Genomic DNA, 24,719 nt, shown 5'->3' on the forward strand with positions numbered 1-24,719 from the left:
GTATCCGATGAAACCGGCGAGGCAGGAAACGAGGAAGATGCCGTCCGTGCGACTGATCGTCCCGTCGAGGGAGATCACGTAGAAAACAACCATCGCACCGAGCATCATCGGATACCTGCTTTACGACGCGCAGAATAACGCGACGGCGCAGAGCATGATGGACGAAATGGACGTGGACGACGACGACATCGAAACGTCGTCCCCGACCGACACGACGCTGATGAAAACCGCGTTCCTCGTCGGCGGCACCATCGGCCTCGCCCTGGGGGCGCACTTCATGGTCGACAGCGCCGTCGACATCGCGCGGAGCCTAGGAATCAGCCAGATCATCATCGGCCTGACCATCGTCGCCATCGGGACCAGTCTTCCCGAACTCGCCGCGTCCATGGTCGGGGCGATCAAGAGCGAAGCGGATCTCTCCGTCGGCAATATTCTCGGCTCCAACCTCCTCAACGTGCTGTTCGTCGTCGGCACCGTCTCCATCATGTCGCCGCTCGACGTCGAGCCGTCCACGCTTACGATCCACTTTCCGGTGATGCTCGGCATCTGCGTCATGCTCCTGCCCATTGCTTGGACACGCTTCGAAATCACCCGGCTGGAGGGCGGCGTTCTCCTCGCAACCTTTTTGAGTTACATGACCTACATCGTCATCTGGACCGTCTAAACGAGAACAGCCGGCCGCTGCATTTCTTCCGTCACCCCGGCGCCTGGATCTGTCCCGGTTCGTTTCCACCCCGCTGCACGTGAACCTGCCCGCCGATCCATGGGTACGATCGGCGCTGTCGACTCCTTCCTCCGCCGACCCCCATGTCGTTCTCCTTCGGATACTCGCCGATTCTGCTCCTCGTTTGCATCCTCGCCGCGGGAGCGTTGACCGGTTGGAGCTACCGCCGGACCGTTCCTCCGCTCTCCGGGTGGAGACGCGTTGTGCCGGCCGCCCTCCGCTTCACGGCCCTGACGGCGATTCTCTTCCTGCTCGCAAAACCGGTCGTTCAGCGGATCAGCAACACGGAGCGTGCTCCCATCCTCGCCATCATGGTCGATGACACGCAGAGCCTGCGGGTAACCGCCGGGACAGCAGATACGACCGGCACGGGAAACCGCTCTCACAAAGCCGTTCACTCGATTCTTTCGTCGGCCGGCACGCTTGATGGCAACGTACGCGTGTTCGCGTTCGACCAAACCCTTCGCGACATCGGGCCCCTCGCTGGCGCCCTCGACTCGCTGCGCACCGACGGCGAGCGCACCAGTCTCTCTGCAGCGCTTGACGCCGTTCGATCAGAATTCCAGGGCGAGAATCTCGGGGCGATCGCCCTCCTGTCCGACGGCCGGTACAACGCCGGTCGAAACCCCCTTTACGTCGCGGAGCGCTCCACCGTCCCGATTCACACCGTCACGCTCGGTGATACGACCGGGGCGCGAGACGTCCAGATCCGCCGCGTCACAGCCAACGATCTCGCGTACGTCGGGAGCGAAATGCCCGTCCAGGTCGCCCTCCGCGCCGCACAGGCCGCTGGAGACCAGGTGACCGTCCGCCTCATCCAGGACGGTACCACCCTGGATGACCAGACCATTCGTCTGCCGGCCGGCACGTCGGAGCGCACCGTAACCCTGTCGATGACGCCGGAGACCGCCGGACTTCAGACCCTCACCGTCGCGGTCACGCCACTGCCCGGTGAGGCCACCGAGCGAAATAACACCGCGACGCAGACGGTGCGGGTGCTCGAGAGCAAGCGCCGGGTCCTCCTGCTGGCAGGCGCACCCTCGCCCGATGTGGGCGCCTTTCGGCGGGTCCTTTCCCGGGATAAAAATACGGACCTGACCGCGCGCGTTGCTCGAAAGGACGGACAGTATTACGAGGGATCGCTCCCGGACGATCTCACAGACATGGACGTGATCGTACTCGTCGGGTATCCCAGTCCGACGGTCTCGGATGGCGATCTCCAACGGGTGGTCGACGCCGTCACCGACGGCGTTCCGGTCGTATTTGCGATGCAACCGAACACAGATCTCGGTCGGCTCTCATCGGTCGCCGACGCACTGCCTGTCGCTCCGGAGCAAATCAGGACATCAACGATCGAAGCATTGATTACGCCGACAGCTCGCGGGCTTCGGCACCCGATCCTCGACGTCGAGAATGCTGGCACCGCACCATGGGAACAGCTGCCACCGCTTCGGTACAACGAGACGCGCTGGAGCGCGTCGCCGGATGCGCGCGTGCTTGCCACCCTTCAGGTGCGTGGGATGCAGATCGACAACCCCGCCGTCGTCGTTCGGAGTCGATCCGGCCGCCGGTCGGCCGCCATTCTTGCGTCCGGGACGTGGCGCTGGACAAATCTCCCCGACGATCTCGCAGCGGCCCGGGCCGTCTGGCCCGGTGTCGTCTCGAATCTGGTGCGGTGGGTTGCTGCGAGGGAGGACACACGACCGGTTCGCGTCTCCCCCGTTCAGGACATGTTTTCGGGCGGAGAGCGTGTCGAGTTCACCGGTCAGGTGTATAATGAAAGCCAGGAGCCGATCAGCGATGCGTCCGTTGCCGTCACCATCACAGCCGATGACGGGAACGAGTACCCCCACTCGATGGAACCGGCCGGAAATGGGCAATACACCCTCGACGTGGGCGCGCTGCCGGAAGGCACGTACACCTACGAAGCCGCCGCGGAGCGAAATGACGCATCGCTCGGTACGGATCGTGGGACGTTTTCAGTGGGCACGCTGACGATCGAGTATCGCGAAACGCGGGCCGACCCGGCGCTCATGCGGCAAATTGCCGAACGCAGCGGGGGCGACGCTCTGACTGCATCCGACGCAGGTCGACTGCCGGAAGTGGTCCGGCAATCCGCCGGATTCAGCCCGAGGACCGTAACAGAGGAGCAGGAAACCGAACTCTGGCGAACCCTTCTTTTCCTCGCCCTCATCCTGACCTGTCTCGCGGGCGAATGGACACTACGGAAACGATTCGGGCTGGTGTAGAGAAATCAAGGACGCGCCAGCCGGTGTCGCGGTGTGGTCATTGCACGAGGAACAGGTTGCCTGGCACGCTTGGGGGCCGTACCAGGAAAACTGGAGTCCAGCCGCGTGCACGGTACTCATGACGGCATTCGCTGAATCTGCCCCTCAGGGTCGAATCTACCGGAAGGCGGTAACGTATACGGTTATACGATTCTTACCAGGCGTCAGACCATCGGAACCCTTCATGTTTCACCGGGTGATGCCGAACCGGCCGCCCGGCCGGAACGCACCGGAATGAGGGTCGACTTGTATCCGCGCACAGATCTGTTCCCTTATGCCATCCCGCGTTTCTCCCGTCGACATTGCTCAACTGCCGGATCACGTCGCCGACGTCGTTGCCGATGAAGCGACGCTTGCCCGGCTCCTCATTGCAATTCGGCGCCACCTCCACATGAACCCGGAGGTCGGAATGCGGGAGCATAGCACATCTCAGTTCATTCGGCGCACGCTGGAAGGCTACGGTCTCGATGTGACCGGGCCAGTGGCCGGTACCGGTCTGTACGTCGATATCGAGGGAACGAAAGCGACGGTGGACGGCCGTGCTCACCGCATCGGTTATCGCGCGGACATCGATGCCCTCCCGGCCTCAGATCAAAAGCATGTTCCCTACCGATCACAGAACCCCGGTGTCGCCCACCTCTGCGGCCATGACGCCCACACCTCCGTGGGCATCGGCGTTGCGTTGATCTTGAACGAGATGCGGGATCAGATCCCAGGCACGGTACGCGTCTTTTTTCAGCCGAACGAAGAAGGCTTGCCGAGCGGAGCCCCTCTCATGATCCGGTCTGGAGTGCTGGACGGCCTTGAGGCCGTGTACGGCATTCACGTGGATCCCACGCTCGACGTCGGCCGCTATGGCCTGCTTACGGGACCGGTCACCGCTGCCTCCGACCGGTTCGACGTGTACGTGCGGCAGGAGGGCACCGGGCACTCCGCCCGCCCCCACGAAGGGGCCGACACGGTCTGGATCGCGAACCAGATCATGACCCAGTATTACCAGCTCACCGGGCGCGTGACGGATGCGCGCAATGCCGCCGTTCTCACGATCTGTCGGATGCAGGGCGGAGATGCGCACAACGTGATCCCCGAAACGGCTCAGTTCGGCGGCACGCTCCGCACAATCAACCAGGCGGACCGGGAGACGATTCGCCGCCACATGCGCCGGACGGCGGAAGAATTCGGGCGAATGTACGACGCCCATGTGGAGCTCGATTTCGAAAACGGGGCGCCCCCTGTCGTTAACGATGAACGCGCCGTTCGAAACGTGGCGCACAGCATCGACCACCTGTTCGGCGAGCAGGCCATCTACCAGATTCCGCAGTCGAGCATGGGCGGCGAAGACTTCGCCTATTACCTCAAAGAGCTGCCCGGAGCGTTCATTCGGGTCGGCACCAGCTCCAGCCCGAAGACCAGCTTCCCCCTTCACCATCACCACTTCGACATCGACGAACGCCCGCTCGCGCCGACGGCCCGACTAATGGCCCGCAGCCTGATCGACCATCTCGGCAATGAGGCGTTGATGGAGCAGTCCAGCCCGTTCCAACGAGAAGGCTACGACCTCGACGGCGTGTCGCTGCCGGAGACGCAGCCGCGGTCCGACCGCCAGCGCCCCGCATTCAACGCGAATGCATCGACCAGTGCCCCCCCATCAGAAAACGGGCAGCACTAAATTAATCGCCGTACTATCGCGCCGATCGGCAGTGACCCGCGCCGCAACGACGCACCCGGCCGACCCTACATCGGGGCGGCTTTTCTTTTTCCGCTTGCCTATCGTTAGTGTTTTATATATAATTATTAATACAACTGTTTAATTAATCATTTATAGGGTCTCAGCATGCTCTTTTCGATCGTGGGACTGCTGCTGATGCCGTTTTTCACGGGTTCCGCCTTGTCGGCAGATACGCGTGACGATACGCCATATCCCTTCGGCCCGCTAATCGTGAACGAGATCCATGCAGCCCCGGACGATACCCAGGCTGAGTTCATCGAGATTCTGAACCGCTCTGGTACGTCCGTTCCGCTCACGAACGTTGCATACGCCGACGGAAATGAAGACTACGATCTCGTGCTCCCGTCGGGCCGCCCGGATGTGACGTCCGTGGTCGAACCGGGGCAGTACCTCGTCCTGGTCCGCGACTCTGTCGCCGCAGCGCGAGCGTTTCCCGATCTGTGGGAAACGGAGAACGCCGCCGCTGTAGTGATCGCGCCGCCGGGCTGGGAGGGTCTCAACAACGGAGGCGACGATGTATTCATCCGGATCGGAACGGAGATTTCAGACCGGGTAACGTACGGAGCCAACCTGCAGCGGGGAGTCTCCCTCGAACGGATTGACCCGAACGCGCCATCAGCCGAGTTCAACTTTCTCCCGTCCACCGCCACGGCCTCCCCCGGACAGCGCAACACGCGCTTCGACCCGGATACCGAGGCACCGCTCATGGTCTTCGCAGAAGAGATCTCACCGTCCGCGGACGGGTCAGACCGCCTGGAGATTTTCATGAGTGAAAGCGTTCAGACGGAAGGCGTGGACGCGTCCGTCTTCCAGGTTGGAGACCGGTCGGTCCGGGAAGTGACGATCTCAGACGATGGGCGCACCATCCGTCTCGTCCTGTCGACGCGACTCGCCGGGGCGACCCAGGCCATGACCGTTCGAGCCGTTGGGCTGAGGGATCGGACGGGCAACCGGCGCGCGGCGGACACCATCTCCGTCGCGCTTCAGCCCGACGCGGGACATCTGCGAATCACCGAGATCATGTATGATCCCCGGACGAATGCCTACGACGGATGGCCCGATCAGACCGAATACGTGGAGATGCTGAACACGTCGGATCGCCGGTTGACCCTCCACCGCATCGTGCTGACGGGTGCTGCGGACGAACACGGTGATCGTGACCGCTTGGCGACCGTGAACCGCCGGATTGCCCTTGCTCCGGGCCGATATGCCCTGGTGTATGCTGCCGGCGACCTTCCGGGCGATACGCAAGCAACCCGCTTGTCGTCCCTGCATCAGGCGTTTCCCTCATCGTCCGACGTGGACGCGGTGCGGTTCGAGGAGCCGGCATCCAGTCTTCGCCTCCGCAATTCCGGTCGCAGCATATTGTTGCGAACTGCGACCGGCACCCTACTCGACAGCGTCCGGTACGATCCGGCCTGGCATGTCTCCGACCTCGCGTCCACGGACGGCGTCTCGCTGTCCCGGATCAGCGCCGCGGCGAGGAGCAACCGGGCCGAAACCTGGACGTCCAGCGCTCACCCCGACGGGGGTACGCCCGGTCGCGCGAACGAGGTGAATTTGCCGGCCTCCCCTTCTTCCGCGGCAGCCGTTTCGGTCTCCCCCTCCCCTTTCAGCATACAGCGGGACGGTGCCACACGCATCCAATATCGTCTACGTCAGCCGGCGGGGACCCTTCGCGTACGAATCTTTGACGCACACGGTCGACCGGTACGCACCCTTGTCGACACTCGGCGATCGGCATCGGCGGGGGAAATCTTATGGGACGGTCGAACCGACACCGGGCAGGCCGTCCGGATGGGGATTTACATTATCCTGTTCGAATCGGTGGATATCGACGGTGCGTCCATCCAGACAGCACGCGTACCGGTCGTCGTGGCGCGCGGCCGCTAAATGGGACCGCCAGCGCCGGACCCGAACGGAACAGTGTTGCCACATATACGGTATCGGATTGGCAGCAGGCCGGGTGTCCCGACCCGGCGTCACGTACCCCTTTCGAAGCAAACGACTCGGCCTCCCGTCATGGCGGAAGCAACAACGAAGACCGCGGCCAACGCCCCCATCGAGATGAGTTCCACGGCCGCCCAAGAGATTCGCAAGATCATGCGGACCAAGAAGATTCCCGATGGCTATGGTCTGCGCGTGGGCGTGAAGGGCGGTGGCTGCTCAGGTATGAGTTACGTGCTCGGTTTCGACAAACAACGTGAGCACGATTCCGAATTTGACATCGACGGCATCCCCGTCTTCATGGATAAGCGGCACGGCCTATACTTGATGGGAACGATGATCGACTACCATGACGGGCTGAATGCGCGTGGCTTCACGTTCGATAACCCGAATGCCACCGAAACGTGCGGATGCGGCGCGAGCTTCGCATCCTGAGGCCTTAGCAAACCGGTCCGGCCGGTCTGTAGAAGCCGGTGTGCACCTCCAGCGGTGTGCACCGGCTTCCCCTTTCTGTGCGCACAGCCGGGTACGTATTGACATTATTACAGGCGCTTCGCAGGCGGACGGCCTACCCATCAGGGTCGCCGTTCGTCTTTGTTTAGAGTGGGAGGCACGCCGGCGGCCCTGCCATGATACCGACCGGGATCGTCGTCAGCGCCCCCCATCCCGCTATTTTCGGCGACGCCGCCGCGATGTCGCGTCTCCCGATCGATCGTGATTGGGACGTTTGTATCCTGCTGAGCGACGTACAATCGACGTTTTCATCCCCTTCAGGCACGAGGGGACGCAGGAACAGTGCGCGGAAGGGCACGGTTAGTGCGATGACGCTGATTACCCCGCCTCTTCGACCGCGCGGACCCGACCGATGCCGGATGCCGGCGTCACGGGAGTCGCTGGAGAGAGCCGCGGGCTTCCCCCGCGCCGGCGGATGCGGAAGCTGTGTAGTCACGTGTGCAGGCCGGTGCGCTTTCGGCGCGTAAGCCGCTACCTGCAACGTTCAGATTTTCCCCTCGTGCCCGCGCTTGCAGCCCCCTGCGAGTGCGCGAGACCCTGGAAAACCATTTAGTATGGAAGGAAACTTCTCAAACCGTGTTCGAGAAGTCATCTCGTATAGCCGCGAGGAGGCGATCCGGCTCGGTCACGACTACATCGGAACAGAGCACCTCTTGCTCGGCATCATCCGGGAAGGTGAGGGAATTGCAGTCAAGATTCTCCGAAACCTCGGATGTGATCTGCTCAAGCTGAAGAAGGCCGTGGAGGATACGGTCCGCAGCACGGGTAATGCCCTTTCAGTGGGGAACATCCCGCTGACGAAGCAGGCCGAGAAAGTGCTCAAAATCACTTACCTGGAGGCCAAGCTCTACAAGAGCGACGTCATCGGCACCGAACATCTGCTGCTGAGTTTACTGCGCGACAATGAAAATATCGCCGCTCAGATTTTACAACAGGGGTTTTCGGTTACCTACGACGCCGTTCGGAATGAGCTCGACTCGATCATCAGCGGAAAGGCGTCGTCCAGCACCAGCGGTGGCTCCGGCGGGCGCCTGTCATCGGGATACGGAAAAGAAAGCAGTGGCATGGCAGAGAAGAGCAAGACTCCTGTACTCGACAACTTCGGTCGAGACCTTACGGAACTCGCCGAGGAAGGCGAACTCGACCCCATCATCGGTCGCGAGAAGGAAATCGAACGCGTGGCTCAGGTTCTGAGCCGTCGCAAAAAGAATAATCCGGTCCTCATTGGAGAGCCCGGCGTTGGTAAGACCGCCATCGCTGAGGGCCTCGCAATGCGCATCGTGGAGCGCAAAGTCAGTCGCGTTCTCTACGACAAGCGTATTGTGACGCTTGACCTTGCGTCCCTTGTTGCCGGCACGAAGTACCGTGGGCAGTTCGAGGAGCGGATGAAGGCCGTTATGAAGGAGCTCGAGAAGAGCCCTGAGGTCGTCCTCTTCATCGACGAGATTCACACAATCGTGGGCGCAGGCGGCGCCTCGGGCAGCCTTGACGCGTCCAACATGTTCAAGCCGGCCCTCGCTCGCGGGGACCTGCAGTGCATCGGTGCGACGACGCTCGATGAGTACCGGCAGAACATCGAGAAGGACGGGGCGCTCGACCGCCGCTTCCAGAAGATCATCGTCGACCCCTCCACCCCGGAGGAGACGATCAATATTCTGGAGAATATCAAGAAGCACTATGAGGCGCACCACAACGTCCAGTATTCCACCGAGGCCATCGAACTGGCGGTGCAGCTGTCCGATCGGTACATCACCGATCGCTTCCTGCCCGATAAGGCCATCGACGTGATGGATGAGGCCGGGGCGCGCGTGCACCTGTCGAACATTAAGGTGCCTCAGGAAATCCTGGACCTCGAGGAGAAGATCGAGGACGTCAAGAAGGAGAAGAACCAGGTTGTCAAGAGCCAGAAGTTCGAAGAAGCCGCTCGTCTCCGCGACAAAGAGAAGACGCTCCAAGAAGAACTCGAGGACGCGAAGACCGAGTGGGAAGAGAAAGCCGACACCGAGATCCACGACGTCACCACGCAGAACATCGCGGAGGTCGTGGCGATGATGACCGGGATTCCGGTCGATAAAATCTCCGAGCCGGAGAAGAAGAAGCTTCTCCAGATGGAGGAAACGCTCAAGGAGCGCGTCGTCGGTCAGGACGAAGCGATTCAGAAGCTGTCCAAGGCGATCCGGCGCACCCGTGCCGGGCTGAAGGATCCGGAGAAGCCCATCGGTTCGTTCATCTTCCTCGGCCCCACGGGCGTCGGTAAGACGGAGCTTGCCAAAGTGCTGACGGAGTACCTCTTCGACTCGCAGGACTCGCTCATCCGCATCGACATGAGCGAGTACATGGAGAAGTTCAGCGTCAGCCGTCTGGTTGGTGCGCCTCCCGGGTATGTCGGGTACGAAGAAGGTGGACAGCTGACGGAAAAGGTCCGCCGCAAGCCGTATTCGGTCATCCTGCTTGATGAGATCGAGAAGGCGCACCCGGATGTGTTCAACATCCTGCTTCAGGTACTCGACGACGGCGTCCTCACGGACGGCCTCGGCCGCCGGGTCGACTTCCGGAATACGATTATCATCATGACGTCCAATATCGGGACGCAGGACATCAAGTCCCTCGGTAAGGGCATCGGTTTCTCTCAGAAGGAAACCGAGGACATGGACTACAACACGATGAAGTCCACCGTCCAGGACGCGCTCAAGAACGTCTTCAACCCGGAGTTCCTGAACCGGATCGACGACGTTATCGTCTTCCACCCGCTCAACAAGGAGAACATCTTCGAGATCATCGACATCATGTCGGAGGATCTCTTCGACCGGGCTGAAGAGCTCGGCCTCAACGTCGAGTTCGACAAGTCGGCGAAGGAGTTTCTCACAGACAAGGGCTTCGACCCGAAGTACGGCGCACGGCCGCTCCGGCGGGCCCTGCAGAAGTACGTCGAGGACCCGCTTGCTGAGGCGCTCCTAAACAAGAATCTGGGCGAAGGCGACACTGTCGTCCTCACCCACGAGGACGAGGAGGAAGAACTCGCCTTCGACATCGAGCACGGGGAAGCACCCTCTGAGGATGGTGCGGCTGCAGAAGCCGAAGACACTGCCGACGATTCCGAGGAGAAGTCCCCGGAAGCACCGGCCGCGGAAGAAGAGTAACTTCGCTCTTCCCCACCCTTAATACCCGCACATGAAACGCCCTCTCGTCTCGCGACGGGAGGGCGTTTGTTATCTCCGGCCCAATCTCTACGTGCGTGCAGCGTTGTCCGTCCCTATGCTGTGGCTACCCCCTCCTCCGTCCGGTTGATTTCCTCCAGGCGCGCATACCGCATCCGCCCCGTTCCATGAATGTCCGCCACCCGCACTGCAATGGGTGAGCCGAACGACGAGGTGTAGGACACGAAGGTATGAAACTCCCCATTCTCCCCGCAGGCATCAATTGCGTCGGGAAGATCGTCGAGAAACGCCTGATCATAGCGTCGACCTGCGTAACAACCGTCTAACTGCGAGGTGTCCACGCTCACGACGATCGCCTGCGTTCCATTTTGCAATAGATGTCGCGCGACCTCATCCGGGTCCGTTCCCCAGATCGGGAAGCGGACGGACATATTGAGTCGGCGGAAGAGGTTTTCCCGATACGATCGAATTTCTTCCAGGTGAAGATCGCCGGCGGCGACGGTGGTGATCCCCCGGCTCCGGACCGGGGCAAGCGACCGTTCCAGCGCCGCCTCATAGGTTTCGTTCGACGGCTCTGGCGGCACCCGCATGACATGCAGCGGCAGATCAAGCCGGTCGGCCTGGCGCCGAATCAAGTCCAGAGGGGTTCCATGGGTCGTGACCGCATCGGTCCCTTCCACGACCGTCGTCAAAAGGGCCGACACGGAGACGCTCGCGTCGTCGTACATCGTTTCGAGCATCCACATTGCGTCTTTGCCACCGCTCCATAGAGCAACGACGGGCTCAGAATCCGGCATAAATGGGCGATCTGCTTCAGAAAATGATGCGGAAAGGTTTCTCAGCGTTCCCGACGCGGTGCTGACACGGAATTGATGCCTGGACGCCGCAAGGGCGACGGGGTCCATCCACGGAAGAGACGCTACGTGCGAAACGCGTCCCCATGGTGTTCTTTTCCCTGCGGGTGGACAGGGGGGCGACGATCCACCGGTCGTGCAAGTCGAATCACGCCTGCAAGCACTGCCCCCGTCACGAAACCGCCGATGTGTGCCCCGTAGGCGACACCGGCGAACTGCTGCGTTTCCATCAGGGCACCGTAGCCGTTGAAAAACTGAAAGGCGATCCACAGTCCGATCGCGATGATGGACGGCACCGAGATGATCACATAGACGAACAGAGCGTGGACCCGGTTTTTCGGGTAGAAGACCATGTACGCGCCCAGCACCCCGGCAATAGCGCCCGATGCACCCAGGTTTGGAATCACGCCATCGGGGATGATGGCGATCTGGATTAGTGTCGCGGCCACCCCGCAGAAGAGATAGAAACCCAGGAAGCGGAGTCCGCCGAGGCGGTGTTCGACGTTGTCCCCGAAGATCCAAAGATACAGCAGGTTACCAAACAGGTGCGCGTATCCCCCATGCATAAACATCGCCGTCAGGATGGTCAGATAGACGGGAGTCGGCCCGGGCGCCTGCGGAACTGGCACGCTTTGACCGTTTGTGTTGACATATTGCGTCTGGACGAGGTCGACGCCCTGCGTGATCTCCACCGGGATCACGCTCCAGCCGTACATTGCGACCTGGTTCGCTCCCGCACCTTGCCAGAGAAAAAACGCCAGCAGGTTTGCCATAACAAGCCCGACCGTCACAAACGCCGGTCCTGCCAGGCGACGGTCGTCGTCTCCGATCGGAATGAGCATGAAGAACGGATGCGTTGGATACGGGGGAGCAGTCTGGCACGACCGAACCGACTAGTGGGCGGCACGATCCGACCGGTAGGATGTACCACGCGAGTGCATCGCAGTTCTATCATTCCAACAGACTCGTATGACAGACTCATCACCACGCATCGCCATCCTCGGGACGGGACTCATCGGCGGCTCGCTGGGCCTTGTGTGGACGCAGCGTCGGCCGGATGCCACCATCATCGGCCATGACCGTCCGGACGTGCTGGACCGGGCCTACGAGCGTGGTGCAATTCATGAGCGCGCCGCCGATCCCATCACCGCCGTCGAATCCGCCGATGTCGTGGTGTTCGCCACCCCGCTCGGAACCACGATCCGACTCATGGAAGACATAGGCGGCGACCTGACCGAAGGCACCGTGGTGACAGACGTGGCTTCGGTCAAAACACCGGTCATGGAGCAGGCGAAGGACGCGTTTCCGGACACCGTCCACTTCATCGGGGGTCACCCGATGGCGGGATCGGCGTCTTCAGGCATCGACGCAGCGGATGATCTGCTGTTTGAAAACGCAGCCTACGTCGTCTGCCTTCCCGACGGGGTCGACGAGTCGGAGCTTTCCGGGAGCCTCTCCCCCGCCATCGACCTGATCGAGGCAACAGGTGCCCATCCCCTCGTTCTCCGCGCCTCCCGGCACGACCGGATCGCCGCCTGGGTCAGCCATCTACCCCAGCTCCTCGCCGTGGCGCTGATGAACGTGGTTGATGACCTGGACGACGACATGGCGCGGCAACTCGCCGCCGGTGGGTTTCGGGACATGACGCGAATTGCCAGTTCGCCGTTTTCGATGTGGCGGGACGTGATCGTCGGCAATCAGGGCCAAATTCTGGACGCGCTCGGCGGCTTCGCCCGCTCCATTCAGAGCCTTCGAAATCGACTGATCGAGGACGACGTGGACGCTCTGAACGACGCGTTCGAGCAGTCCAGCAAAGCACGGTCTTCGATTCCTCGTGATCGAAAAGGCTTTCTGCAGCCGCTCTACGACATCCTCGTCCGTGCACCCGATCGGCCCGGTGAACTGCATGCCGTGACCGGCGTCCTCGCAGAGGAAAGCCTGAACGTGAAGGACGTCGAACTCCTGAAATTTCGGGAGGGTACTGGCGGCACATTCCGCCTCGGCTTCGACGACGCGGAGACAGCAGACGCGGCCGTTGACGCGTTGAACGCGTCGGACTATAAGGCGCGCCGGCTCGACTGATCCACTGCTGCACCCTGATCGCCTTTCCGCGTGAAATCGGTAGCGATCGCCGCCGATGGACCGGACGTCCCTGCAGGACAAAATCAAAGGGGATTCGTTGACTTGCGCGGAGCCGACACCTATCATAAAAGTTGCCCGCGCTGGACCTGTACTGTCGCCTCGATTCTCACCGACTCACCCGTACCGTATGGCCGAGCCCAACACGCTTGAATACACGCCTCTCCACGACGCTCACATTGAACTCGAAGCCCGAATGATGGGCTTCGGCGGCTTCGACATGCCGGTGCAGTATTCCTCCATCATCGAGGAGCATCGTGCGGTCCGTGAAGCGGCCGGGCTGTTTGACGTGAGCCATATGGGCGAGGTGGAAGTGAGTGGACCATCGGCTTTCGATTTCGTCCAGCACCTCGTTACGAACGACGCCGGCAAACTCTACGACGGCCGGGCGATGTACACGGTCATGTGTCGTGAAGACGGCGGCATCGTTGACGACCTGCTCGTTTACCGCCGCTCCGAGGAGTCGTACCTGCTCGTGATCAACGCGTCCAACATCCAGAAGGACATTTCGTGGATGCGGGCAAACAACCCGATGGAGGCGGATTTGATCGACCTCAGTAACGACCTCGCGCTTCTCGCGCTGCAGGGACCGAAGGCGTTCGACATCGCTCAGCCTTTCGTGGACAAACCGCTTGACGACCTGAAGTTCTATCACTTTCTGGAGGCGCACGACGGTGCATTCATGGATCTGGATACCGCTATCGTTTCACGGACGGGATATACGGGAGAAAAAGGCCTCGAGCTCTACGTCCCGGCCGACGATGCCCGGACCGTGTGGGATGCGTTGCTGGAAGCGGGCGACGCCCACGGTCTGAAGCCGGCCGGCCTCGGCGCACGGGACACGCTGCGATTGGAGGCGGGATACTGCCTGTACGGAAATGATATCACGGACGAAACGAACCCTTACGAGGCGGGTCTCGGATGGGTCGTCAAGTTGGACGCGGGCGACTTCATCGGGCGGCATACGCTTCAGGCGATCCACACCGAGGGGCCGGCACGCAAGCTCATTGGCTTTGTCGCGACCGAACGCGGCATTCCTCGCCACGATTACCCGATCGAGACGCCGGACGGCGAAGCGATCGGCGTGGTGACCAGCGGATCGCAGTCCCCCGTCCTGGAGACGGGTATCGGGCTCGGCTACGTGCCCAACGACCCGCAGTACACCGAAGCGGGGACCGCACTACGAATTGGCGGGCGGCGTCCGTTTCGAATTGAGGTTCGAAAGCCCCCGCTTCATACATCGGAGTAAGATGCAGGCGAATCCGGAACCGATGGGAGAACTAACCTCCTGTTCATGGTCTGCGCGCGCCATGACCCGTACCCTGATAGTCTGATTTCGACGGCCGATCGTCCAGCCGCGCTGGACATCCGGCTGACGCTTATTCAATTCCTCTCTCCATCCCGATGGACGTAGAAGTTTTTCTGACGCATTCGAACGTCACTGAAGACGACGTACGCGATCGCAGCGTCGTCGTCATCGACGTTCTCCGCGCATGCTCGACGATCGCCACTGCCCTGCAGAACGGCGCTCGGGCGGTCATGCCGGTTCCGGACATGGCGGAGGCCAGCAAGATTGCCGCGAACCTCGATCCGGACGTGTATCGGCTCGGTGGAGAACGCGACGCAGAGAAAATTGAAGGGTACCATCTCGGCAATTCGCCGCTCGAGTACTCCCGGGAGCAGGTTGAAGATCGGGACGTGATTCTCAACACCACCAACGGTACCAAAGCGCTGAGCCGGGCGCGGACCGCCAGTCACCTCGTGGCGGGCTGCTTTCTGAATGCCGGGCGGGTCGTCGACTTTATCCGCGAGGCGGGACGCGACGTCGCCATCATTTGCGCGGGCCGCCAGAACCGCCTGTCGCTGGAGGATACCCTTTGCGCGGGGCTGATGCTGGAGCGGCTGTGGGACGGTGTTGAGCCGGACGCTGCAACCGATTCTGCACACACGGCCTTTACCCTATTCCATACGGATCGAAACGACGTCGGGGCCGCGCTCCGCCGCGCGAATCACGCGCAGAACCTCGTGGATCGCGGGTACTCAGATGACGTCGACTACTGCTTCCAGGTCGACGCTCTCCCGGTTCTTCCCTATTATACCGACAACCGCCTCGTCCTCTACGAAGACCTCGCGTCGGCCCCGTTGGCCGGGGACGGGGACGCAGCCCGCGGCACGGCATGACGCGATGAGCTTGTTCGGGCGGCTCTCTGTCGCGGTGGACGTGTGCCATCGCGACGCCCCAGATGACGGGCGGGCCAGTGTCAAGATCGAGCGCTCAGCAGATGCAGCTTGTATCTTTGGCAGCGGCTCACGAGGTTAACATATAGCGCACATGCCGGTGTCGCCGTGCCCTGTCCGGAGCGCGGCGTATCGGTCGAATGAATCGGTTCCCACTGCGGTATGGCCTCCACGGGCTCGAAAAAGAAATCGAAGAAGAAGGGTGCACCCGCGATCTCCACGCGGCGCAAGCTCGAGGTTCTCGGTCTCGTGCTGATGGTCTTCGCCCTTCTCCTAACGCTCGCGTTCGTCACGTATCAGCCGGAAGACGACGCCATTGCCCGTGCCATCTCGCTCGGGGACGCGATCGTCAACCCGGCCGACCACCAGGCTCAGTTCCGCGTACGGAACGCGCTGGGCATTGTCGGGGCAGAACTCGCCCGGGTCATGGTCCCGGGCTTTCTCGGCTACACCGTAATTTCGTTGACCGGTCTCCTCCTCGTCTGGGGGTTCGCCATTTTCCGCCATCTCGATCCGCGGCGCCTGATCTACCCGACCGGCCTGACCGCCGTGTCAGCATTCGTCGCCGCGACGTTGATTGGATGGTTCGGGCACACGCTGGAAACGGAAAACGGCCTGCTAACGTGGGCGGGCGCCGTCGGCGTTGGCACCGCCGGCTGGATGCAGCGGATTTTCGGGGTTACGGGGTCGTTTATCCTCCTGCTGCTTGCGGGCACCGTGATGCTCCTGCTGGTCGTCGACCATGACATTCAACGGTCGATCGATCGCGTCGTGGACTTCTTCAAAACGTTCCGCGAACGCATCCGGACCCGGTACATGGACTGGGCGGAAAGGCGGGCCCGGCGAAAGGCGGAACGGCAATCACAGCGAACTGAGCGCGAGAAAGAGCGCGAAGCGGCCCGTGAACGTCGGCAGGCCGAAATCGAACGAGAGCGACGTAAGCAGGAGGAAAAGCGGCGCAAAGCGGATGCCCACCGGGCGCGGATTGAGGAGGAAACCACATCCGAAACCGCCGCCGCATCTGCCCCCACGTCCGATCCATCGGAGACATCGCCCCGGCGCGCACGGCTGAAGGACGCGTCGTCTGCTTCCGCATCTGATGTCGAGACGCCGGAGCCGCCGCCTTCACCGCCGTCCGAAGAAGGGCCCGCCAGAGAGGCTCCGGAGAAGAGTCTCGAGGAAGAGGACGCGGCGTCGGTCTCTGCCTCGTCTGACGTGCCTCAATCCGACGCGGGCGACGGCCCCACCTCCTCCTCTCCGGGTATGACGATCCGCAACGATCTCTTCCGAGACCGGCTGCGCTCTGCGTACACCCAGACGTCCAACGGCCCGGATGGATCGACCGAGGACCATTCGGACGCGGCCGATGCCTCACAAGACCCGGACGAAGCAGACGCCCGAGACGATGCGACAGGTTCGGGCGAGATCGACTCGGGGGAGGACGCGAACGTCGACGTCGACGAGCTGGAGGCCGACTTCAGCGAGGCGTTCGACCGGGTCGAGGAGCAGCTTGACGGGGACGACGAAGAGGACGATCCGTATGTCGTCGATCTGGACGTCCCGGTGCCGGATGACACGTCGGATGTGACGGCTGCGCGTGACGGCGATAACGATCGGGCCGATGATGCCGAAGCCGACTCCGTGCGCGACGTCGAGCTGCACGTGCAGGAACAGGTCGAGGAGGAACGGGCAGACGACATCGAGCGGCCGGCCGACGTCCCGGAAGAGGTCCCGTACTCCGCCCCGTCCATCGATCTGCTGGATGCGTCGCAGGAGTCGGACCGGAGCGTGGATCGGGACGAACTCGAAGAAAACAAGCGGATCCTCCTCGACAAGCTCGAGACATACAATGTCGAGATCCAGGATATCAAAGCGGTCGTTGGCCCGACGGTCACCCGTTACGAGCTCACCCCTGCCCCGGGCATCAAAGTCAGCCGCATCAAGTCGCTCGAGGACGATCTTGCGATGGCCATGGCCGCGCAGGGCATCCGCATGATCGCCCCCATCCCCGGCAAGTCCGCCGTCGGCGTCGAGATTCCCAACCGCAATCGAGAGCTGGTCCGCCTCCGGGAAGTGATTGGCACCGCCAAATTCCGCGACACGGAGATGGAGTTGCCGTTCCCTCTGGGCAAGAGCATCGAGGGCGAAGTTTTTCTCGCGGACCTGACAAAGATGCCGCATCTCCTGATCGCCGGCGCGACCGGGTCGGGCAAGTCCGTCGGCCTCAACACGCTCCTGACCGGGCTTCTCTACGCCTGCCATCCGTCGAACCTGAAGTTCGTCATCATCGATCCGAAGAAGATCGAGCTTCAGCAATACTCGCACCTCGATGATCACTTCATCGCTCGACCCGCAGACCTGTCCGACGCGGTCGTGACGGATGTGGACGAAGCCCTCGGCGTCCTGAAGTCGTGCGAAAAGGAGATGGAAGAACGCTACGACCTCCTCTCCGAGGCCAGCGTGCGTGGCATCCGGGCGTACAACCGGAAGTTCAAGGACGGCGCCCTCGACCCCGAAGACGGGCACCGGCACATGCCGTACATTGTGGTCGTCGTCGACGAACTGGCGGACCTGATGATGACGGCCGGAAAAGAGATTGAGGGTCCCATCGCTCGTCTGGCACAAATGGCGCGTGCGGTGGGCATCCACCTGGTGCTCGCGACCCAGCGGCCATCGGTCGACGTGATCACCGGCCTCATCAAGGCCAACTTCCCCTCCCGGATCGCGTACGAGGTCGCCTCCCGCGTGGACTCCCGCACGATTCTCGACCAGATCGGCGCAGAGGGGCTCGTGGGTAATGGCGACCTGCTGTACCTCAGTGGAAGCAAGCTGATTCGGTTGCAGGGGCCTTTCGTTTCGGTCGAGGAGGTCGAACGGATCGTCGATTTCATCGCAGATCAGCCGGGCCGCGGCGCATACGAACTTCCCTCCCTGTCAGACGCCGGGCACGGCCCCGACGTCACACTCGGCGTGGAAGACACCGATGATCTCTTCGAGGAAGGGGCACGCGTCATCGTTCGACGTCAGCAGGGCTCGGTATCGCTGTTGCAGCGCAAGCTCGCGGTTGGGTATACGCGAGCCGCACGCATCGTCGACCAGCTCGAGGAAGCCGGAATCGTCGGTCCGTTCAATGGCACCAAAGCTCGCGACGTGCTCGTCGATGACGAAGATCAGCTTGACAGCCTCCTCTCTGGCGAGGATGACGACGAATAGCTCTCCCCCGCTAACCACCTTCTGACATGCCCTCGGAATCGTCCCAATCCTTCCCTACCGTCGGAATTCTGGGTGGCGGTCAACTCGGGAAGATGATGGCTGCGGCCGCCCAACAGCTTGGCGTGCGGACGCGACTCCTGTCGCCCAAAGATGCCGGCCCGATGCAGTTTTTCTCCGATGCTCGCACGGACGACTGGACGGATGCCGATGTCCTCCGATCGTTCGCGTCGGGATGCGACGTCATCACGGTTGAAAGCGAGTGGGCCCCGGCGGCCGAAATGGCAGACGTGCTCCCCGACGGGGTGGCCCTTCGGCCCAGTCCGTCCACGCTCGACCTCATCAAGGACAAGGGCGTGCAAAACCGAACGCTGGCCGAGGCAGGGCTTCCCCTGCCCGCGTTTGCCTGCTGTCGCACCCTTTCCGACGCGGTGGATGCGGCGTCGCAGCTCGGCTATCCCGTCGTTCTCAAGCAGTTTCGCGGCTCCTACGACGGATATGGAAACGCGACCGTCGAGGATGAAGCCGCTCTCCGTCGGGCGTGGCCCGACCTATCCGCAGACGACGGTGCCCTCGTTGAAGCCTTCGTCCCCTTCGAACGCGAACTCGCCGTCCAGGTGGCGCGACGTCCGGGCGGCCAGCAGGTCACGTACCCCGTCGCCTACACCGTCCAGCGGGACCACCGGTGCCACGCGGTCGTCGTTCCGGCACCAATCTCCCCCGACGTGGCTGCACGAGCTCGCGAGATCGCCGCGTCGGCCGTGGACGCTGTCGACGGCGTCGGACTGACCGCGGTCGAACTCTTCCAAACGGAGGACGACGAGATCCTCGTCAACGAACTGGCTCCTCGGCCGCACAACACCGGGCATTACTCAATCGAGGGCGCGCACACCTCCCAGTTTGAGAACCACATCCGGGCCATCCTGGACTGGCCCCTCGGAAACCCCGAGCTTCGGGCCGACGCGGCTGTGATGGTCAACGTGCTGGGGCACCGCGACGGGCACCCGCCCCGGACGACGGGCCTTACCGAGGCGCTCAGCATCCCCGGCACCGCGGTCCACGTTTACGGAAAACCACACGTCCGCCCGAACCGGAAGATGGGCCACGTCACCGTGATCGGTGGCGACGCAGACGACGTCCGTCGCCGCGCCGAAGACGCCGCTGCCGCGATTCAGCTATGAGTCACACCGATTATTCCTTCCTCTCCACCCTTGCCCTCCCGCTCTATGTCAGATTCGACGCCCGCCATCGGAATCGCCATGGGAAGCGAGTCCGATCTTCCCGTCATGCAGGACGCCGCTGAACTGCTCGACACCTTCGACCTGAACTACGAGATGCGGGTGCTCTCGGCTCACCGGACGCCGGCCGCGATGAAGGAATACGCCGAGTCCGCCCACGAGCGTGGTCTGAAGGTCATCATCGCGGGAGCAGGCGGCGCTGCCCACCTGCCCGGCATGATCGCTGCAAGCACACCGCTTCCCGTTCTCGGTGTGCCCGTGAAAACCAGCAAGCTGAACGGGCTTGACTCGCTCCTCTCCATCGTCCAGATGCCCGGCGGCGTACCGGTCGGCAGCCTGGCGATCAACGGCGCGGAAAACGCCGCCCTGCTCGCCGTGCAAATCCTCGCCACGGCCAACCCTGATCTGATGGGACGCATGCTTGAGTACAAGCAGCAGCTCATCCGAAAAGTGGAGGACATGGACGAGCGCGTCCGGTCTCACTCGTCCCTGTAACCGATTTCGTCGACCCACAAGCGCCGGTCATCAGTCCCCGGTTCCTTCCCCTCCTTCCTCCCGGTTCGTCCTCATCGTCATGAAGCACCTGGCCACCGTACTCCTTCTCGTGCTTGTCACCACGGTCGGCGCCATCGCCCAGCCGGCTTCTCCTCCATCCGAGCGGCTCTTTGGTACGCCCCTCGCACAGCAGGAGGTACCCTCCGTTCGTCTGACGTCGCTGCCCACGTCCGACCTGGAGGCTGCACGCACCACGGAGGACGGCGGACCCGTCCTGTACGGCATCAACCGGGATGTGTCCATCCGAAGCTCATCCAACGGGGCATGGACGCGCCTTCCCGACGGACGCTGGCTGTGGCGCGTACGGATCGAGTCGCCAGAGGCCGTGAACGTGTCCGCCGAACTCGACGGCTCGATTCCCCCCGACTCGGACGTATTCGTGTACGGCACGGACTATAAACCGAAGCGTAGACCCATCCGAGCGGACGCCTGGACATCGGGCACGTACTGGACGCCCTACGTCAACGGCTCGTCCTTCTTTATGGAGGCCGTGGTGCCATCGTCTAAACGAGAGGCATTCAACATCGAGGTCACGACGATCGTGCACGGGTTCCGCGATCTGGACGCTGCACTGGCCGGACGCTACAACAAGTCCGGCGCCTGCAATATCGACGTGGCGTGTTCGATTGCCGACCCCTGGCGCGACCAGGTCAATTCGGTCGTCCGCTATACATTTTCTTCCGGCGGCGGCTCCGGCGTGTGCACCGGATCGCTGGTGAACACGACGGACATCTCAACGGTCCGGCCGTACGTGCTCACCGCAGAGCATTGCGTCTCCTCCGAGTCGAGCGCCAATTCGATGGTGTTCTACTTCAACTACCAGAACGAGACCTGCCGCTCCCCCGGAAGCACGGCAAGCGGCACCGTCACGAACGACAATCCGAATGACCAGACCCTCAGCGGATCCGAGCTCCGGATGTCGTACGGCAACTTTGGTTCGTTTGGCGACATCAGCGGGGCACCGGACGTCACCCTCGTCGAGCTTAACAATGCCATTCCGTTGTCCTACAACGTGTTTCTGAACGGGTGGTCCATTGAAGGCGACGCCCCGACCGAAGCGGTCACAATCCACCACCCGGCCGGTGACGGAAAGCGGATCAGCTTCGAGTACGATCCGACCACGATTACGGGCTACACCGAAGATGGCGCCGCGAACAGCGACACGCACATTCGCGTCGAGGACTGGGATGACGGAACCACGGAGAACGGCTCCTCTGGATCCCCGCTGTACGACACGAACCAACGCGTCGTCGGGGTTCTCTCGGGCGGATTCGCTGCCTGCGGAAATGACCGCGCCGACTGGTACGGCCGCATTTCTGAAGCGTGGGACGGCGGGGGGACGCCTGATACGCGACTCAGCGACTGGCTCGACCCGGACGACACGGGGGCGGTCACGATCGACGGCCGTCGCAAAACGCTCGACCCGGACGACACCACTCCTCCCTCTGCGCCTGCGGATCTAACGGTGGCTACCGATCCGACCGTCGGGCAGGTTACCCTCTCCTGGGGCGCCCCAAGTGACGACGCCGACGGCGCCTCCGCCGTCTATGCCTACGACGTTCGCTACGCAAGCACGCCCATCACCACCGAGGCGGAGTTCAACGCCGCCTCGCGCGTGAACTTCAGCGGTTCACCGAGTGCTCCGGGAGAGATAGAGTCGCTCACGCTGTCCCTCGTCCCGGAGCAGAGCTACTACTTCTCGGTGAAGGCGATCGACGACAACTTCAACGCGTCGTCGCGAACGAGCACACCTTCACCAACCCCGCTACCTGACGAAATCCCGCCGGCACGGCCGGAGAACCTGCAGGCCACGATTGCGGATCGCGATGCCAAGCAGGTCCGCCTGACCTGGACCGCGCCTGGCGACGACCAGAACGTGCGTCCGGTTGATGATTACCAGGTCCGGTTTGCCGTTGAGCCGATCACCAATCTGAGCGACTTTGAAGACGCTACGCCCGTTCAGAGCCCCACCACACCCGTCGGCCCTGGACAAACGGAGATGGTCGTGGTGGACGTGGAGCCGAACACGCCCTACTTCTTCGGTGTTCGTGCGATCGATAACAAAGGAAACGTGTCGCCGCTGGGCACGACAGACGAGAATCGGGCGATCGCTTCTTCGACACTCGTGCTTACACCTCCCTCCCCGAGCCGCGTGACCGACGCGGTTAGCTTCCGGGTTGCCACGACCGAGCGACAGACTGTGAGGGTCGCCATCTACGATGTTCTCGGACGCCGCGTGCGGGTCGTTTTCGATGACGTCATTGATGGCGATCAGGCGCGTGCGGTCACGAATCTCGACCTTAGCGGACTCAGTTCCGGTCGCTACTTCATTCGCGCCCTCGGCGACACGGGAGGTGCAACCCGACCGATCTCCATCGTTAGATAACCTTCCGAACGCCGCGCGTACAGTCAGAGCCCATCGGTTCGGCGTTCGGCCTGAACCGGTACGCTGCGTTCAGAGCGATATTCGGAGCAACGGCATCATTGGCGCAGTCGCACCGATTGGTGCGGCATCGTCCGGTCTTACAAAGGCCGGCGTGATAACGTCGCGCAGGAGGTGGATTGACGTGGCGATCCCCGCGCCGAGTAGTGCCCCGATCAGCACGTCCGAAGGGTAGTGCACACCAAGATACAGACGACTCAGTGTTACGCCGCTGGACCAGATCGCGGTCGGCGCGATGACATACCACTGAGGGTGCGACAAACTCCACGATGTTGCCAGGGCAACCGACAGCGATGCGTGCCCTGACGGCATGGAGACGTACCGGCCGTTTTTCTTGTCCCGCCCGTAGGAACCGGCGCGCGACGACACGCCGGCAACCGTCATGTAGGGGCGAGGTCGCCCGATGACTCGCTTGAGCGTGAACACCGTTGCAAACGTCGTGGCCTGCGTCAGCGTCAAGCGGTAAACGTCTCGATAGTCGTTGTCATCCCGAAACACCCACGCAGCTGTCCATCCCGCAGGCACCGCCCCGTAGAAGACCGGATATGCACTTCGGTGCGCCAGATTCAGAGGCACGCGGACACCACCTGCATCCGCGCAGTAGACAGCTGCGAGTCCCCGACGGTCCAGGGACGCATTGGTCAGATCACGATCGCAGAAGGCCGTGAAACGGGGCGCCGTCCCCGGTGTCCCGGCAACCTCGCCGCCATGATGCATCATTCCTCTGCTCGCGGCAACCGAACGGGACCGTAACGACTCGGTACGGTCTTGTCGAAGTTGGGCGGTGACATCCGGGACGGCCGTACCAAGCAGCGTAAGAGCGAGCAGGTACGGTAAAAGATGCTGCATGGAGCTAGGCAGGGTTGAAACCATCACAGGACGTATGAAGGAACGCGGGCGGGAGCACGTACACGACGATGCCGCCTACCCCTATTCAGAGGCACGCGGCATCACGTGTCCAATCGGTATACAGATCGTTATACAGAGGACGTACCGTCAAGAATCGTCTTCCTCGTCTCCGTCACCGTCGTCTTCCTTGGCCTTCATGGCTTTCTCCTCTTCCTCCGAGAGCATCCCCAGTTTGTGGCGGATCGCGGTTTTGATTTCTTCGCGCTCTTCTTCATTCTCGTCCAACCACTCCTTCGTCGCCTCCCGGCCCTGCGCGATGGTGTCGTCCTCGTAGGAATACCAGGAGCCGCGCTTCTCAATAATGTCGTGCTCCGTTCCGAGGTCGATCAACTCACCAAGGGACGAGATGCCTTCCCCGTAGATGATGTCGAACTCCGCCTCCCGGAACGGAGGGGCGACCTTATTCTTCTTAACGCGAACGCGGGTGCGATTACCAACCACGTCCGACCCGTCCTTGACGGCACCGATCCGACGGATGTCTAAGCGTACAGAGCAGTAAAACTTCAGCGCGCGACCGCCGGACGTCGTTTCCGGGCTCCCAAACATGACCCCGATCTTCATTCGGATCTGGTTGATGAAAATGACGAGGCAATTCGATTTCGAAATCGAGCCCGTCAGCTTGCGCAAAGCCTGACTCATGAGGCGCGCCTGAAGACCCGGCAGACTATCGCCCATCTCGCCCTCCAATTCCGCGCGCGGGGTCAAGGCCGCAACGGAATCGATCACGAGAACGTCGACGGCACCCGAGCGCACCAGCGTGTCGGCGATCTCGAG

At 62.2% G+C, this 24,719-nt stretch carries 17 protein-coding genes; 13 read left to right on the forward strand and 4 right to left on the reverse strand.

All coding sequences use genetic code 11. The features are described 5' to 3' along the window. Positions 1-154: 154 nt before the first annotated feature. From ACFCU0_RS06355 to ACFCU0_RS06380, 6 genes are all read left to right on the forward strand, one after another. Positions 155-664 (forward strand): sodium:calcium antiporter, encoded by a 510-nt coding sequence (locus ACFCU0_RS06355; protein WP_434972826.1) that lies wholly within the window; start codon positions 155-157, stop codon positions 662-664. 143 nt (positions 665-807) lie between these two features. Continuing rightward, positions 808-2,973 carry a hypothetical protein gene (locus tag ACFCU0_RS06360; protein ID WP_434972827.1) on the forward strand — a complete coding sequence of 722 codons (2,166 nt, stop codon included), beginning with the start codon at positions 808-810 and terminating at the stop codon, positions 2,971-2,973. Positions 2,974-3,286: 313 nt separating this feature from the next. Further along, complete coding sequence (locus ACFCU0_RS06365; protein ID WP_434972828.1) at positions 3,287-4,681, forward strand: amidohydrolase; 1,395 nt, start codon at positions 3,287-3,289, stop codon at positions 4,679-4,681. 165 nt (positions 4,682-4,846) lie between these two features. Then, a complete protein-coding gene (locus ACFCU0_RS06370) occupies positions 4,847-6,634 on the forward strand; it encodes a lamin tail domain-containing protein (RefSeq protein ID WP_434972829.1) in 1,788 nt (595 codons plus the stop codon). Between the two features lie 129 nt (positions 6,635-6,763). After that, complete coding sequence (locus ACFCU0_RS06375) at positions 6,764-7,123, forward strand: HesB/IscA family protein (protein WP_434972830.1); 360 nt, start codon at positions 6,764-6,766, stop codon at positions 7,121-7,123. Positions 7,124-7,755: 632 nt separating this feature from the next. Then, complete coding sequence (locus tag ACFCU0_RS06380; protein ID WP_434972831.1) at positions 7,756-10,341, forward strand: ATP-dependent Clp protease ATP-binding subunit; 2,586 nt, start codon at positions 7,756-7,758, stop codon at positions 10,339-10,341. A gap of 113 nt (positions 10,342-10,454) precedes the next feature. On the opposite strand, the gene ACFCU0_RS06385 is transcribed toward ACFCU0_RS06380, so the two are convergent. Both ACFCU0_RS06385 and ACFCU0_RS06390 read right to left on the reverse strand, forming a co-directional pair. Then, entirely contained in the window at positions 10,455-11,156 is a 702-nt protein-coding gene (locus ACFCU0_RS06385; protein WP_434972832.1) for a hypothetical protein, read from the reverse strand. A gap of 122 nt (positions 11,157-11,278) precedes the next feature. Beyond that, positions 11,279-12,055 (reverse strand): rhomboid family intramembrane serine protease, encoded by a 777-nt coding sequence (locus ACFCU0_RS06390; protein ID WP_434972833.1) that lies wholly within the window; start codon positions 12,053-12,055, stop codon positions 11,279-11,281. A 127-nt stretch (positions 12,056-12,182) separates the two neighbouring features. On the opposite strand from ACFCU0_RS06390, the gene ACFCU0_RS06395 reads away from it, so the two are divergent. The 7 genes from ACFCU0_RS06395 (at position 12,183) to ACFCU0_RS06425 (ending at position 22,979) form a co-directional block, all read left to right on the forward strand. After that, the gene (locus ACFCU0_RS06395) at positions 12,183-13,295 is read left to right on the forward strand and encodes a prephenate dehydrogenase/arogenate dehydrogenase family protein (protein WP_434972834.1); all 1,113 of its coding nucleotides are present in this window, start codon (positions 12,183-12,185) and stop codon (positions 13,293-13,295) included. Positions 13,296-13,482: 187 nt separating this feature from the next. Further along, positions 13,483-14,601, forward strand: a complete 1,119-nt coding sequence (gcvT, locus tag ACFCU0_RS06400; protein WP_434972835.1) for a glycine cleavage system aminomethyltransferase GcvT — start codon at positions 13,483-13,485, stop codon at positions 14,599-14,601. 155 nt (positions 14,602-14,756) lie between these two features. Continuing rightward, entirely contained in the window at positions 14,757-15,533 is a 777-nt protein-coding gene (locus ACFCU0_RS06405) for a 2-phosphosulfolactate phosphatase (RefSeq protein WP_434972836.1), read from the forward strand. Between the two features lie 219 nt (positions 15,534-15,752). Then, positions 15,753-18,803: a DNA translocase FtsK 4TM domain-containing protein gene (locus ACFCU0_RS06410; RefSeq protein ID WP_434972837.1), complete on the forward strand. Its 3,051-nt coding sequence runs from the start codon at positions 15,753-15,755 to the stop codon at positions 18,801-18,803. A gap of 26 nt (positions 18,804-18,829) precedes the next feature. Next, positions 18,830-19,981, forward strand: a complete 1,152-nt coding sequence (locus ACFCU0_RS06415; RefSeq protein ID WP_434972838.1) for a 5-(carboxyamino)imidazole ribonucleotide synthase — start codon at positions 18,830-18,832, stop codon at positions 19,979-19,981. Positions 19,982-20,026: 45 nt separating this feature from the next. Beyond that, positions 20,027-20,533, forward strand: coding sequence for a 5-(carboxyamino)imidazole ribonucleotide mutase (gene purE, locus ACFCU0_RS06420; RefSeq protein ID WP_434972839.1), 507 nt, complete (start codon positions 20,027-20,029; stop codon positions 20,531-20,533). A 79-nt stretch (positions 20,534-20,612) separates the two neighbouring features. Beyond that, positions 20,613-22,979 (forward strand): fibronectin type III domain-containing protein, encoded by a 2,367-nt coding sequence (locus ACFCU0_RS06425; RefSeq protein WP_434972840.1) that lies wholly within the window; start codon positions 20,613-20,615, stop codon positions 22,977-22,979. A 69-nt stretch (positions 22,980-23,048) separates the two neighbouring features. On the opposite strand, the gene ACFCU0_RS06430 is transcribed toward ACFCU0_RS06425, so the two are convergent. Both ACFCU0_RS06430 and recA read right to left on the reverse strand, forming a co-directional pair. After that, complete coding sequence (locus ACFCU0_RS06430; protein ID WP_434972841.1) at positions 23,049-23,885, reverse strand: phosphatase PAP2 family protein; 837 nt, start codon at positions 23,883-23,885, stop codon at positions 23,049-23,051. A 147-nt stretch (positions 23,886-24,032) separates the two neighbouring features. Then, on the reverse strand, positions 24,033-24,719 hold a 687-nt coding region (gene recA, locus ACFCU0_RS06435), incomplete at its 5' end, for a recombinase RecA (protein ID WP_434972842.1).

The sequence above is a fragment of the Longibacter sp. genome, from assembly GCF_051155795.1.
Lineage (GTDB): Bacteria > Bacteroidota > Rhodothermia > Rhodothermales > Salinibacteraceae > Longibacter.